This is a genomic window from Erythrobacter sp. LQ02-29, from assembly GCF_022576075.2.
Taxonomy (GTDB): domain Bacteria; phylum Pseudomonadota; class Alphaproteobacteria; order Sphingomonadales; family Sphingomonadaceae; genus Alteriqipengyuania.
In genome coordinates, this window is sequence record NZ_JANCNT010000001.1 from 1,884,361 (window position 1) to 1,897,560 (window position 13,200).

At 67.1% G+C, this 13,200-nt stretch carries 11 protein-coding genes; 2 read left to right on the top strand and 9 right to left on the bottom strand.

Annotation, left to right across the window (positions count from 1 at the left end; translation table 11 throughout):
* Positions 1 to 10: 10 nt before the first annotated feature.
* The gene (locus MKP08_RS09350) at positions 11 to 742 is read right to left on the bottom strand and encodes a DUF6445 family protein (RefSeq protein WP_241553590.1); all 732 of its coding nucleotides are present in this window, start codon (positions 740 to 742) and stop codon (positions 11 to 13) included.
* Between the two features lie 73 nt (positions 743 to 815).
* Between MKP08_RS09350 and MKP08_RS09355 the strand changes: the two genes are divergently transcribed.
* Positions 816 to 2,540 (top strand): MFS transporter, encoded by a 1,725-nt coding sequence (locus tag MKP08_RS09355; protein WP_241553591.1) that lies wholly within the window; start codon positions 816 to 818, stop codon positions 2,538 to 2,540.
* Here MKP08_RS09355 and MKP08_RS09360 read toward each other — a convergent pair.
* The 8 genes from MKP08_RS09360 to purB all read right to left on the bottom strand — a co-directional run bounded on the left by MKP08_RS09360 (position 2,537) and on the right by purB (position 10,207).
* Positions 2,537 to 3,832: a folylpolyglutamate synthase/dihydrofolate synthase family protein gene (locus tag MKP08_RS09360; RefSeq protein ID WP_241555580.1), complete on the bottom strand. Its 1,296-nt coding sequence runs from the start codon at positions 3,830 to 3,832 to the stop codon at positions 2,537 to 2,539. The two genes, MKP08_RS09355 and MKP08_RS09360, sit on opposite strands and share 4 nt — an antisense overlap.
* Positions 3,833 to 3,837: 5 nt before the next feature.
* Positions 3,838 to 4,686 carry an acetyl-CoA carboxylase, carboxyltransferase subunit beta gene (gene accD, locus MKP08_RS09365; protein ID WP_241553592.1) on the bottom strand — a complete coding sequence of 283 codons (849 nt, stop codon included), beginning with the start codon at positions 4,684 to 4,686 and terminating at the stop codon, positions 3,838 to 3,840.
* On the bottom strand, positions 4,683 to 5,483 hold the full coding sequence (gene trpA / locus MKP08_RS09370; protein WP_241553593.1) for a tryptophan synthase subunit alpha: 801 nt from the start codon (positions 5,481 to 5,483) through the stop codon (positions 4,683 to 4,685). Before trpA ends, accD begins: the two co-directional genes overlap by 4 nt.
* Positions 5,484 to 5,909: 426 nt before the next feature.
* A complete protein-coding gene (gene trpB / locus MKP08_RS09375; protein ID WP_241553594.1) occupies positions 5,910 to 7,124 on the bottom strand; it encodes a tryptophan synthase subunit beta in 1,215 nt (404 codons plus the stop codon).
* Complete coding sequence (locus MKP08_RS09380) at positions 7,121 to 7,762, bottom strand: phosphoribosylanthranilate isomerase (protein ID WP_241553595.1); 642 nt, start codon at positions 7,760 to 7,762, stop codon at positions 7,121 to 7,123. The genes trpB and MKP08_RS09380 overlap by 4 nt, the downstream gene beginning before the upstream one ends.
* Positions 7,763 to 7,766: 4 nt before the next feature.
* A complete protein-coding gene (gene pyrF / locus MKP08_RS09385; RefSeq protein WP_215228429.1) occupies positions 7,767 to 8,441 on the bottom strand; it encodes an orotidine-5'-phosphate decarboxylase in 675 nt (224 codons plus the stop codon).
* Complete coding sequence (locus MKP08_RS09390) at positions 8,438 to 8,842, bottom strand: hypothetical protein (protein ID WP_241553596.1); 405 nt, start codon at positions 8,840 to 8,842, stop codon at positions 8,438 to 8,440. The genes pyrF and MKP08_RS09390 overlap by 4 nt, the downstream gene beginning before the upstream one ends.
* 54 nt (positions 8,843 to 8,896) lie before the next feature.
* Positions 8,897 to 10,207, bottom strand: a complete 1,311-nt coding sequence (gene purB, locus MKP08_RS09395; RefSeq protein ID WP_241553597.1) for an adenylosuccinate lyase — start codon at positions 10,205 to 10,207, stop codon at positions 8,897 to 8,899.
* A gap of 198 nt (positions 10,208 to 10,405) precedes the next feature.
* Between purB and MKP08_RS09400 the strand changes: the two genes are divergently transcribed.
* Positions 10,406 to 13,198 carry a DUF3857 domain-containing protein gene (locus MKP08_RS09400; RefSeq protein ID WP_241553598.1) on the top strand — a complete coding sequence of 931 codons (2,793 nt, stop codon included), beginning with the start codon at positions 10,406 to 10,408 and terminating at the stop codon, positions 13,196 to 13,198.
* Positions 13,199 to 13,200 lie beyond the last annotated feature (2 nt).

Below are 13,200 nucleotides of genomic sequence, written 5' to 3' on the forward strand. Positions count from 1 at the left end.
GCGGGCGCGATCAACGCTGTCCGATCAGAAAGGCGTTGATGGTCAGGCGACCGCTTTTTCTCAACCCATCGGGGTCCGATGGGGGAGGCGTGGGGACGACGCCCGAATGCAGGTTCCACCCGCGATAGGCGACAAGCCTGTCGGGCGCGGCCTCGACCTCGCCGATCATCTCGTAGCGGTCGGTGTCGCCGTAATAGTATTCGGCCGGCAGAGGGCCGAACTCGGCTTCGTCGGCCTTGACCGCGGCCTCGTATTCCTCCGCCCGCCCTGGCTGCACGGTTTCGAACCCGGTTCGCCGGTGGCGGTAGAACGCGGTCCCGCCACTACCCCGCTCGCCGGTGTAGTGGACGGTCGCGACGAGGTCGGGCCGCGTGCCATCGTAGTGGGGCCGCCGCTGCACCGGCGTGAGGTCTGTGGGCTGCGTGGCGACGATGGAAAAGGCGCAGCCTTCCACGCCGAAGTTCCCTTTAAACCCTAGATGTTCGGTAAACAGACGCGCAAGCAGAGGACCACCCAGCCGCAGATAGTTGGGGTCGAGCGGGCTGCGCAGGCCGGGGTAACCGACCACGGGCGAATAGCGCGCGCGCCGGGCCGCCGCTTCCAGCTCCGCGATCCGCCCGCTGAAAGCATCGATCACGATAACCGGTTCGCCCTCGCGCCCGAACCGTTCCACGCGGTAGCGTCGCCCGTTATCCTCTCCCTCTGCCACCGGCTTGTGGACGTTCGTGACGCCGAGGTTCATGTGCACTTCCCTATCGCTGGCCCGTGCGGCTAGTGTCGCAGAAATCGAAACCTACGGGAAGGACGGGCCGCTTATGGCAGAGACCGCAGCGAAATCGGGTAAGCCAGGCTGGCGCGAGCTGTTTCGCGCCATGCGCAATCGCAAGACCGGGTTCATGGCCTTGTTCGGTTTCGCCAGTGGCCTGCCCTTCGCGCTGTTCCTGGGCACCCTGTTCGCGTGGTTGAGCGAAACCGATGTCGAGCTGGAAACGATGGGGGTCTTCTCGTTGATCGGGCTCGCCTACGCTTTCCAGTTCATGTGGTCACCGTTGATCGAGCGGGTGAATATCGCCGGGTTCCGGCGGCTCGGCAAACGCAAGCAGTGGATCGTACCGGCGCAAATCCTGCTGGGCATAATCCTGGTGGCGCTGTCGCTGAGCCATCCGAGCAACTCCACGATCGGGTTTTTCTCCCTGCTCGCCGGGATCGGGGCGCTCGCTTCGGCGACGCAGGACATCGCGATCAACGCCTGGCGGATCGACGTGGCGGACGAGGTCGCGACGCTCGATATCCTCTCCACTATCTACCAGATGGGCTATCGCCTCGCAGCTCTGGTCGGCGGCGCGTTCGGCCTGATCATCGCGGAGCGGATCGGCTGGCCGCAGACATATCTTATCATGGGCGGCATCCTGCTGGTGATCGGGCTGGTCGGATTGCGGGCGCCTGATTCCGATTCCGAGGTGAGCGATGTCGGTTCGCGGGGTGACGAGGACCTTCTGGCCCTGCGCAAGGCGGGGGAACTCCACCCCCGCATCCGTTTGCGCGCATTGTGGGCCGTCGGGCTGCTATGGGCCGTCGCGATCGCGATCGTTCTTATCTTCATGGGCCTCTCGCTGTTCAGCGCGCCCGAGAACCGCCCGAACCCGACCGACTTCACCGTGCAGTTCGGCCCTTGGATCATCGTCGCAACCGTCGTGCTGCCTGCGCTGATCGCGGGGTGGCTGGCCGCGAAGAAACGCGAAGGCACCTATCTGCTGGAAGCCGATGCCCCCGCGAGCAGTCGCGGCAGCTTCGTGATGGACCACCTTTATCGTGCACTCGTCCTGCCGCTGGTCGAATTCGTCGGCCGATTGGGCTGGTCGCTGGTGCTGATCCTCGCGCTGGTACTTACCTACCGGATCTGCGACGCGATCTGGGGGACGTTCGCCTACCCGTTCTATCTGGGCGAGTTGCACTACACGAACGACGAGGTCGCGGTGGCTTCCAAGTTCTTCGGCGTCGGGGCCATCGTCCTGGGCCTTGCGCTGGGTGGATACATGCTGACCGTGTTTGGTCGGATGTTCACCCTGACGCTCGGCGCGCTGCTGGCGGCGCTGACCAACCTGCTCTACGCCGATCTGGCGGTGGGCGGCCGGTACATGGGTATGGCGAGCGACGCGATCGGGCTGACCTGGGCGGTGGAGCAATTCCCGGGCGGCAGTGCGAGGCTCGCCAAGCTGATGCTGACCATCGGCGGCGAGAATCTGGCCATCGGGATCGCGGGCGCGGCCTATATCGCCTGGCTTTCCTCCATCGTGTCCAAGAAGTTCAGCGCGGTGCAGTATGCGCTCCTGTCGTCCCTCACCCTGCTGATCGGCACGCTGGGGCGGGGCGCGCTGGGTCAGATGATCGAGGAGCAAGGCTATTACGATGTCTTCTTGCTGACGACCTTCATCGGCATCGGCGCGGTCGTGCTGTGTATCGCCGAATGGATCCGCCAGAAGCGCGCGGGCGCCAATTCCGGCGTGGTCACGCCCGAGAATCCCGCGGCGGCGACCTAGTCCAGCATCTCCGCGTTCAGGCGCAGCACCTCGCCCGCGAGGTAGAGCGACCCGGCGATAAGCACCGGGAGCCCGTCGGGCGGAATCGCACGCAGCGCCTCGGTAACGCTGTCGAAGCTGCGCGCGGCTCCGAAGGCGTCGGCGGGGTGCGAGGCATGGCCCGGAACCGCGACTGCCGAAAGCGTCACGATGTTCTCCGCCAGCGGGTCGATCAGCGCGCGTGGTGCCTTGTTGTCGAGCATCCCGAGCACGAGATGCAGCTTCCGCCCGGTGAAATGCCGGGCGATCGCTTCGCCCGCGTTCGGGTTATGCCCGCCGTCGAGCCACAGCTCGTGTCCGGGCACCAGCGCCGCCAGCGGGCCTTCGCCCAGCGCCTGCATCCGGGCGGGCCAGCGCGCACCGCGCAATCCGACGGCGATCGCCTTGTTGCCGACGGGCACGTGGTCCTGATGCCGCAGCATGGCAATGGCGAGGCCCGCATTCTCGGCCTGATGTGCGCCGGGCAGGGCGGGCAGGGGCAGGGCGAGTTCGCCCGCGCGGTCGGCATAATGCAGCTCGACTTCCGTCGCCGCGACCGACCAGTCGCCGCCGCGCAGATGCAGCGGCGCACCTGCCACGCGCGCCGCGCGCTCGATCTCGCTGGATGCTTCGGGTGGATAGGACAGGGCGATCAGCGGTGAGCCCGGCTTCGCGATTCCCGCCTTCTCGAACGCTATGCGGGCGAGGGGGAGGGTGGGCGTGCCCTCCTCCGGTGCCAGCAGGAACCGCTCGTGATCAATGCCCAGCGCGGCGATGCCACACGCCGTGGGCCGGGGCAGCACGTTGGTCGCATCGAAGCGGCCGCCGAGGCCGACCTCCACCACGCAGGCATCGGCGGGCACGCGGGCGAATTCGGTGAAGGCGGCGGCGATGGTCACTTCGAAGAAACTGGGGTTGAGGTCCTCGCCAGCGTCCAGCACCTCCGCCAGCAATTCGGCCAGGCGGTGGTCGGAGATCAGCTCGCCCGCGACCCGGATGCGCTCGTTATAGCGCACCAGATGCGGGCTGGTGGTGACGTGCACCCGCTTCCCATCGGCCTCCAGCATGGCGCGCAGGAAGGCGCAGACCGAGCCCTTCCCATTGGTGCCCGCGACATGGAACACCGGCGGCAGGCGGTCCTGCGGATCGCCCAGCCGCGCCAGCAGTTCGCGAACGGTGCCGAGGCCCACCCGCCCGTCCGGCACGGACAGCGCCGCCAGCCGGTCGAGCTGCGCCTGCACCGCGGGCGAATCGGAGCGGGCGAAGTCCTTCAGCGTCGTCAGGCCGCCGCGCGCGGCCGCATGTATTCGAGCAGCGTCGCCAGTTCGCTGCGCAGGTTGCGCCGCTCCACCACGCGGTCGATCATGCCGTGCTTGTGGAGATATTCCGCGCGCTGGAAGCCGTCGGGCAATTGCTCGCGGATCGTGTCCTGGATCACCCGCTGCCCGGCGAAGCCGATCAGTGCGCCCGGCTCCGCCAGCTGAACGTCGCCTAACATGGCGTAACTGGCGGTGACCCCGCCCGTGGTCGGGTCGGTCAGCAGCACGATGTAGGGCAGCCCCGCCTCGCGCAGGCGGCGCGTCATCACGGTCGCCTTGGGCATCTGCATCAGGCTGAGAATGCCTTCCTGCATCCGCGCGCCGCCCGCCGCGGTCACCACGATATAGCCGCATTTGCGGTCGAGCGCGCGCTGCGCGCCGTTGCAGAAGGCCTGGCCGACGGCCATCCCCATGCTGCCACCCATGAAGCCGAAATCCTGCACGCCGACCACGGCGTCCTGCCCCTCGATCGAACCGGATCCGACCACGAACGCGTCGCGCAGTGGGGTCTTTGCCCTCGCCTGCTTCAGCCGGTCGGTGTATTTCTTGGTGTCGCGAAACTTGAGCGGGTCCTGGCGCACCTCGGGCTGGGGCAGGGTTTCGAACCCTTCGTCCATCAGCTGGAAAAGCCGCTCCTGCGCGCCGATGCGCCCGTGATGGCCGCAGCGCGGGCAGACATGCAGGTTCTCTTCGTACTCCTTGGCGAAGATCATTTCCTGGCATCCTGGGCACTTGACCCACAGATGGTCCTTGGTTTCGCGCTTGCCGACGAAGGGCAGCGAATTGCGTACGCGGGTAAGCCAGTTCATGGGGTCGCCTTTGCCGCCGAATGCACCGATTTGGCAAGCGCCGCGGTCAGCTCGCGGATGGCGGTGGGCGCGTCCGGGCCATGCCTCGCGACCAGTTCTACCAGCGCGGAACCGACCACGACCCCATCGGCGACCGCAGCGATTTCAGCAGCTTGTTCGGGTGTCCTGACACCGAATCCCACGGCGACGGGGATGTCGGTCGCGCGCTTGATGCGGCCGACATTGAATCGAATCGATTCAATCGCCGCCTGCTGCATCCCCGTGATACCCGCCACCGCGACGTAATAGAGGAAGCCCTCGCTGCCATCGATCACGACGGGTAGGCGCTTGTCGTCGGTGGTCGGGGTGGCGAGCCGGATCGGCGCGATTCCGGCATCGCGCAGCGCGGGGCCGAGCGCCTCGTCCTCCTCCGGCGGGATGTCGACGCAGATCACGCCGTCGACGCCCGCATCCTTCGCGGCGGAGGCGAACCATTCCGGCCCGCGCCGGATCATGGGGTTGGCGTAGCCCATCAGGATCAGCGGCACCTGCGCATGACGCTGGCGGAACGCGGTCGCGATCCGCAACACGTCCGCAGTGGTTGTCCCCGCACCGAGCGAACGGATGTTCGCCTGCTGGATCGCCGGGCCGTCCGCCATCGGATCGGTGAAGGGCATCCCTAGCTCGATCACGTCCGCGCCGCCCTCGACCAGCGCATCGAGATTGGCCGTGGTGTCGCCATCGCCGGCAGTGAGGAAGGTCACGAGTGCGGGGTGGGGTTTGGCGAAGGCAGAGGAGAGGCGGGTGGGAGCGGTCATTCTGAAGCGGGAAGTCCTACAGGATGGAACACATGGAACAGTGTCCTAGGGGCGGAAAAATCCGGTCCGCGTGCGCATGGCAAAGAACGGCTGGATGGGGAAGGGTATGGTTGCGGGCATGGCGTGATTATGCCTGTGGGGAGCGCTGTAGGACATACTCTGCCGCAACCGTCGCCCCGGCCCTCGAGCCGGGGTATTGCTTCCTTTGGGCGTAGTGAAAAAGGAAGCACTATCCCGGGTCAAGCCCGGGATGACGATGGGGGATGGGAAGCGGAGGCCAGGTCCTCTATCTCGCGAGGCCACTCTGCCAGCCCGGCTCCCTGAATGGGAGAAGGCTTTTCCCGCCCGAATGACGTCAGCGAGACATCGGCCATCATCTCTCTTTCGCGTATCAAATTCCAGATATTCCAGTCGGGCCTGATCCGCTCAAATCTCCACTCCCAGCCGCTCGGCCACGGTGAAGATGTCCTTGTCGCCGCGACCGCACAGGTTCGCGAGGATCACGCTGTCCCTCGGCAGTTCCTTCGCGCGGCGAGCCACGGCGGCGATGGCGTGGCTCGGTTCCAGCGCGGGGATGATGCCCTCCGTTCGGCAGAGCAGCTGGAACGCCTCCAGCGCCTCCTCGTCGGTGACGGCGGTGTATTCGACGCGGCCGGTATCCTTCAGCCATGCGTGTTCCGGCCCGATACCGGGATAGTCGAGGCCCGCGCTGATCGAGTGGCCCTCGGTGATCTGGCCGTCCTCATCCTGCAGTAGGTAGGTCTTGTTGCCGTGAAGCACGCCAGGAAATCCGCCGAGCAGGCTGGCCGCGTGTTCGCTTCCGTCGAGGCCATGCCCCGCCGCCTCGACGCCGAGCATCTTCACGTCGGGATCGTCGAGGAAGGGGTGGAACAGGCCGAGCGCGTTGGACCCGCCGCCGATCGCCGCGACCAGCAGGTCGGGCAGGCGGTCGATGCGCGACACCATTTGCGCGCGCGCTTCCTTGCCGATCACGCTCTGGAAGTCGCGAACCAGCTCGGGATAGGGATGCGGGCCGGCGGCAGTGCCGATAATGTAGAAGGTGTCGTGGACATTCGCGACCCAGTCGCGCAGCCCCTCGTTCATCGCGTCCTTCAACGTCGCGCGGCCGCTGGTGACGGGGATCACTTCCGCGCCGAGCAGCTTCATGCGGAACACGTTGGGCTGCTGCCGCGCCACGTCGGTCGCGCCCATGTAGATGACGCAAGGCAGGCCGAAGCGCGCGCAGACGGTGGCGGTGGCGACGCCGTGCTGGCCCGCGCCGGTTTCCGCGATGATCCGCGTCTTGCCCATCCGCATCGCGAGCAGGATCTGCCCGATGCAATTGTTGATCTTGTGCGCGCCGGTGTGGTTCAGCTCGTCGCGCTTGAACCAGATTTGCGCGCCCCCGACCGCCTCGGTCAGCCGTTCCGCGAAATAGAGCGGGCTGGGGCGGCCGACATAATGTTCCAGCAAGTCGTCGAACTGCGCCTTGAACGCCGGGTCCGCCTGCGCCGCGCGATATTCGCGCTCCAGATCGAGCACGAGCGGCATCAGCGTCTCGGCGACGTAGCGCCCGCCGTAATCGCCGAAATGGCCGCGCTCGTCGGGCATCTGGCGGAAGGTGTTGGGTTGATCGGTCATGCACGAGCCGCTTTGCAAAAGGCGGCGATCTTGTCGACATCCTTCTCGCCCGGCGCGCTTTCGACGCCGCTGGAGGTATCGACCAGCGGCGCGGCGGTCTGCCGGATCGCCTCCGCCACGTTCGCCGGGTTCAGCCCGCCCGCCAAGCCCCACGGCAGCGCGCCGCGATAGTGCGCGAGGAGGCTCCAGTCGAAGGTCAGGCCTATGCCGCCGGGAAGGGCCGAGCCCGAGGGCGTTTTCGCATCGAACAGGATCAGGTCCGCCGCGCCCTGATAGCCGTCGGCGCGTGCAACATCCTCCGCCTTCGCCACGGGCAGCGCCTTCCACACCGGCAGGCCGAAGCGCGCCTTCACCTCGGCGCAGCGCTGCGGCGTTTCCGACCCGTGCAACTGCACCGCGTCGAGCCGCCCGGCCTGCACGCCCTCCGCCAGCAGGCCGTCGTCGGCATCGACGAACAATCCGACGCGCCCGATCCGCTGCCCCGCGCGCGCCGCCAGCGCGGACGCCCCCCACGTATCGATATGGCGGGGGGAGGGGGGGAAGAAGACCAGGCCGATGAAGTCCGCCCGCGCGCCGATCGCGGCGTCGAGCGCGGCGGGGGATGAGACGCCGCAGATCTTGATCAACGTTGTGGGCACGGGGCTAGAGCGTCGCCTCGATCTCGCGGGCGGCTTTCGCCGGGTCACCGGCCTTGCTGATCGGGCGGCCGATCACGAGGACGCTCGCGCCATCGTCGCGCGCCTGGCGGGGCGTGACGACGCGCTTCTGGTCGCCGGTGGGTGCGCCGGTCGGGCGCAGGCCGGGGACGACGAAGAAGCCGTCCCGCCACTGTTTGTGAACCGCCTTCACCTCCTGTCCGGAACATACGACGCCGTCGAGCCCGGCCGCCTCGGCCAGTTCCGCCAACCGCATGACCTGATCGTGGGGTGCTCCGTTCACGCCGGTGCGCGCGAGATCGCGCTCGTCGAGGCTTGTGAGCATCGTGACCGCAACGACCTTGGTGTTCTCGCCCGCCGCGGCCTTCGCATCCTCCATCATCGCGCGCCCGCCGCTCGCGTGCACGGTGACGATCGCGGGCTCCAGCACATGGAGCGCCTGCATCGCCCCGGCCACGGTATTGGGGATGTCGTGCAGCTTCAGGTCGAGGAAAACCGGCAGGCCGAGTTGCGCGATCTCGTGCACGCCATGATGTCCGTGGGCGCAGAAGAATTCGAGCCCGAGCTTGACCCCGCCGATATGCCCGCGAACCTTCTGCAGCAGATCCTTCGCCGCATCGATGCGCGGCAGGTCGAGCGCGAGATAGATGGGGTTGCTCACCGGCGTTCGCTCTCGTCCGGTTCGGCCTCGGGAGCGGCCGGGGCGAGGTGGTTCTCACGGTAGTCGTTATCCTCCTTCGCTACCGTGGCCGCAGTCGCGGGCGGGGGCGCGGTGACCGGGTGGGGAGTGGTTGTCGCGACGGGCGCGGCGGTAGCGGTATTGGTCCGCGCCGCCGTCTCCAGCGAGTTGATCTTGCGTTGCAGGCTCCACCTGATCCCGCGCGACCACAGCCAGGTCGGCACCAGCCCGAGCAGGAAGGAGACGACTACCAGCGCAGGGATCTTGGTCTGGAGGATCAGATCCTCCCAGATGACCACATCGACCTCGCGCCAGTTGAAGAACGAAAATGCCAGCAATGCGAACAGGATCAGAACCCAGACGATGGTGCGAACGATCTGCATGGTCGATTTCCTTTGCGCGTGGCCCCCGATGCTAGGGCGGGGGTGCCTCTTCGTCTAGCCGAAGACCCGGTCGAAGATCGTATCGACGTGCTTGAAATGGTATTCGAGGTCGAACTTCTCCTCCAGTTCCTCTTCCGAAAGCGCGGCGCGCACATCCTCGTCGGCCTTGAGCAGCTCGAGCAGCGACAGCTCGCCATTGCTGGCCCACACCTTCATCGCGTTGCGCTGAACCAAGGCATAGGCATCCTCGCGGCTGACGCCGGCCTGCGTCAGCGCCAGCAGAACGCGCTGCGAATGGATCAGGCCGCCCATCCGGTCCATGTTGGCCTGCATCCGGTCGGGATAGACCAGCAGCTTCTCGACCACACCGGTCAGCCGGGCGAGCGCAAAGTCGAGTGTAATGGTCGCGTCCGGCCCGATGAAGCGCTCCACGCTGGAATGGCTGATGTCGCGCTCGTGCCACAAGGCGACGTTTTCCAGTGCGGGCAGGGCGTAGGCGCGGATCATTCGCGCCTGCCCGGTCAGGTTCTCGGTCAGGATCGGATTGCGCTTGTGCGGCATAGCGCTCGACCCCTTCTGCCCGGGGCTGAAATACTCCTCCGCCTCCAGCACCTCGGTGCGCTGGAGGTGGCGGATCTCCACCGCCAGCCGTTCGATCGAGCCCGCGATCACCGCCAGCGTGGCGAAATACATCGCATGCCGGTCGCGCGGGATGACCTGCGTGCTGACCGGCTCTGGGGCGAGGCCGAGACGCTCGGCAACATGGTGCTCCACTTCGGGCGAGACATTGGCGAAGGTGCCAACCGCGCCGCTGATCGCGCAGGTCGCGATCTCGGCCCGCGCGGCGACCAGCCGCTTGCGGCAGCGGGCGAACTCGGCATGCGCCTGCGCCAGCTTCAACCCGAAGGTAACGGGCTCTGCATGGATGCCATGGCTGCGCCCGATCGTAGGGGTGTATTTGTGCTCCTCCGCGCGCGTGCGCAGGGCATCCAGCAACCGGTCGAGATCGCCCAGCAGGATGTCGGAGGCGCGGGCGAGCTGAATGCTCAGCGTCGTGTCGAGCACGTCGGAGCTGGTCATGCCCTGGTGCATGTAGCGGGCCTCGTCGCCTACCTGATCGGCCACCCAGGTAAGGAAGGCGATGACATCGTGCTTGGTCACCGCCTCGATCGCGTCGATCGCGGCGACGTCGATCGCGGGCTCCGTCGCCCACCAGTCCCACAGCGCCCTGGCCGCGCTTTCGGGCACCACGCCCAGCTCGGCGAGCTTTTGCGTGGCGTGCGCCTCGATCTCGAACCAGATGCGGTACTTCGCCTCCGGCTCCCACAGGGCGGTCATTTCGGGGCGGGCGTAGCGGGGGACCATGCGTGAAACTCCATTGAACCGGCCAGTCGCGCCAGCCGCTAGGGCGCGGCCGGGCCGATGGCAAGCTTGCGCGGGTCGCCACCAGCGCCCCCGACCCGATCGGCGATGGGGTATTCACGCTTGGCAAGCGCGCCGGGCGGGTGATACCCCTATTGAGTGCGGAGGTTCTCATCCGCTTTGGGGGTTGCAGGGGTACCTATGAACAGGACGACTTATTTCGTGGCCGGCACGGTGCTGGCTTGCGTGGCGGCACCGGCGATCGCCGGGGAAGAGGTGCTGTACCGCCCGGCTCCGGACTGGGTCGAGGTGAAGACGCTGACGGCAAAGGATCTCGCCGACGGGCCGCCGATCGTGAACGTGGAACAGCAGGTCCGGCTGGAAGGCGGCACCGTCTCGACCTACCGCGAGACCGCGCTGCGCCTCAATTCCCCGGAAATGATCACCAGCGCCAGCACTCTGACCGCGAGCTGGATGCCCGACAAGGGCGATCTCATCATCCACGACGTAAAGCTGATCCGCGGCGACGAGATCGTCGACGTGATCGCGGGCGGGGCGAAGTTCGACGTGCTGCGGCGCGAGGCGCAGCTGGAGCGCCGGATCGTGGATGGTGCCCGCACCGCCACGCTGGTGCTGCCCGGCGCGCGCGTCGGGGATGTTCTGCGGTTCTCCTATAGCACCACGCAGAAGGATCAGGCGCTGGGCGAGAATGCCGAATTCGTCTCTCCCCTTCCGACAGAGCCGGTCCCGATCGCGGACGGCCGCTTGATCATCTCCTGGCCGGAAGGAGAGGACGTCGACTGGATGCTGCGCGGCGCGGCTGGCGATCAGGCACCCGTGGCTCGCGACGGCTATCGTTTCCTGTCGGTGCCGCTGCCTTTGCCCAAGCCCGACGAGATGCCGTTCGATTCGCCTCTGCGCTATCGCCTGGGCGCGTTCGTGGAGGCGAGCACTTTCGCCGACTGGATGCAGGTCTCGAGCGTGATGGCGCCGCATTACCTCGACAAGCTGTCCCTCGCCGCCGACGGCCCGATCATGGAGCAGGTGCGCGAGATCGAGGGGAAGACCTCCGATCCGCTGGAGCGTGCGGCGCTGGCCACGCAGCTGGTGCAGGACCGGATCAGCTATATGCTGAACGGCATGGACGGCGGCAATTACCTGCCCCAGGCACCGGACGTCACCTGGCGCGAGCGGTACGGCGATTGCAAGGCGAAGTCGGTGCTGCTCGTCGCCATGCTGCGCGCGATGGACATCGATGCCGAGCTGGTCCTGGTGTCCACGATACAGGGCGACGCGATCCCCACGCTGCTGCCCACGCCGGGCAATTTCAACCACGTCATCGCCCATGCCGTGATCGGTGGTGAGGACTACTGGCTGGACGGCACGACCGCCGGGACACGCCTCGCCAATGTGTCCGCCGTTCCCGCCTTCTCCTACGGCCTGCCCCTGCGCGCCGGGGGTGCGGATCTGATCGAGCTGGAGGCGCGCGTCCCACCGGTTCCCGATGCGACTGCCAGGGTGACGCTCGACAGCCGGGCCGGGCCGAACCTGCCCACGCTGTTCGATATCGAGCTGGGCCTTTCGGGTGCGGCCGCGGGGCAGTTGCGCGTGGTCAACGACCAGATGGGCAAGGAGATCGTGGACAATGTCGCGAACGCCGCCGTGCGCAGTTACCTCGGGAATGCGCGGATCGTCGATCGCTCGCTCGAATTCGACGACGAGACCGGGCGCGGCACGCTTCGCGCGACCGGCGTGATCGATTCGCCGTGGTCTCGCCAGGAAGAGGTGTATCAGCTCGAGCCGCCGGGCCAGCCGGCCGCGTCCGTTTCGTTCGACGCCGATCGTGCGCGTGCCGCGTGGCGCGATATCCCGCTGGCGCTGGGCGCTCCGACTTACGAGACGGTCGATCTCAAGGTGCTGCTGCCCGACGGCGGGAAGGGCTTCACGATCGAGGGCGAGCCCGACATCGACCAGACGATTTCGGTTGTCGAGGTGGACTCCGCCGCCGCGATCACGGGGGACGTGTTCGAACTGAAGCAGAGCCTGCGCTCGACCGGGGGCGAGCTGGCGGTCGGGGACCTGGTTGGCGCGAAGCGCGATACGGCGGTGTTGCAGCGCAAGCTGCCGACCATTATCGCGCCCGCCGATCTCGCCCTGACCTGGACCGGCGCGAAGCTCGATCCGGCGCGCATGAAGCCGCTCGAGGACGCCTTCGCCAAGATCATCGCCAAGGCCGACGAGCGCGAGCTTGCCGGTGCCTATTACGGGCGGGCGGCGTTGCGTAGCTCGGTTTACGACTATGCCGGTGCGCGCGAGGACCTGACCAAGGCGATCGAGGCGGAGGCATCGGCCGACATGTATTCCGAACGGGCGGGGCTTGCTTATCGGATGGGCGATTTCGAAGCCAGCTTGGCGGATTACCAGCAGGCCGAAGCGCTGAATGCCGACGGTTCGACCTATTGGTCGCAGGTCGATCTGCTCGGCCTGCTGGGTCGGCCGGAAGAGGGGCTGACGCTGGCGGAAGATTACGCTGACATTGCCGAGAAGAACTCCGACGCGCGCAGCCTGATGGCATCGGCGCTGATGTGGAACGGCCAGATTGAGGAGGGGCTCTCCATCCTCGCGTCCGAGGTGAAGAAGCGCCCCGGCGACCCGACCCTGCTCAACAGCGAATGCTGGCAGGGCGGCATCTGGAACGCGGCCGACGCGTCGCTGCTGAGCGTCTGCGACCAGGCGGTCGCCAAGTCGGACTGGTCGGCAGACAAGCTCGACAGCCGGGCGATGGTCCATTTCCGGCTGGGCGAAATGGAGGAGGCGTTGACCGACCTCGACGCCGTGCTCGCCAGTGCGCCCGAACTGGCACAGTCGATGTTCCTGCGCGGCATCGTCCGCCTGCGGATGGGCGACAAGGGTGGCCGCAAGGACATCGAGCTGGCCCAGCGCATTCAGCCGAGCGTGGCGCGGATCAACAAGGCCTACGGCATCGAGCCCTGATC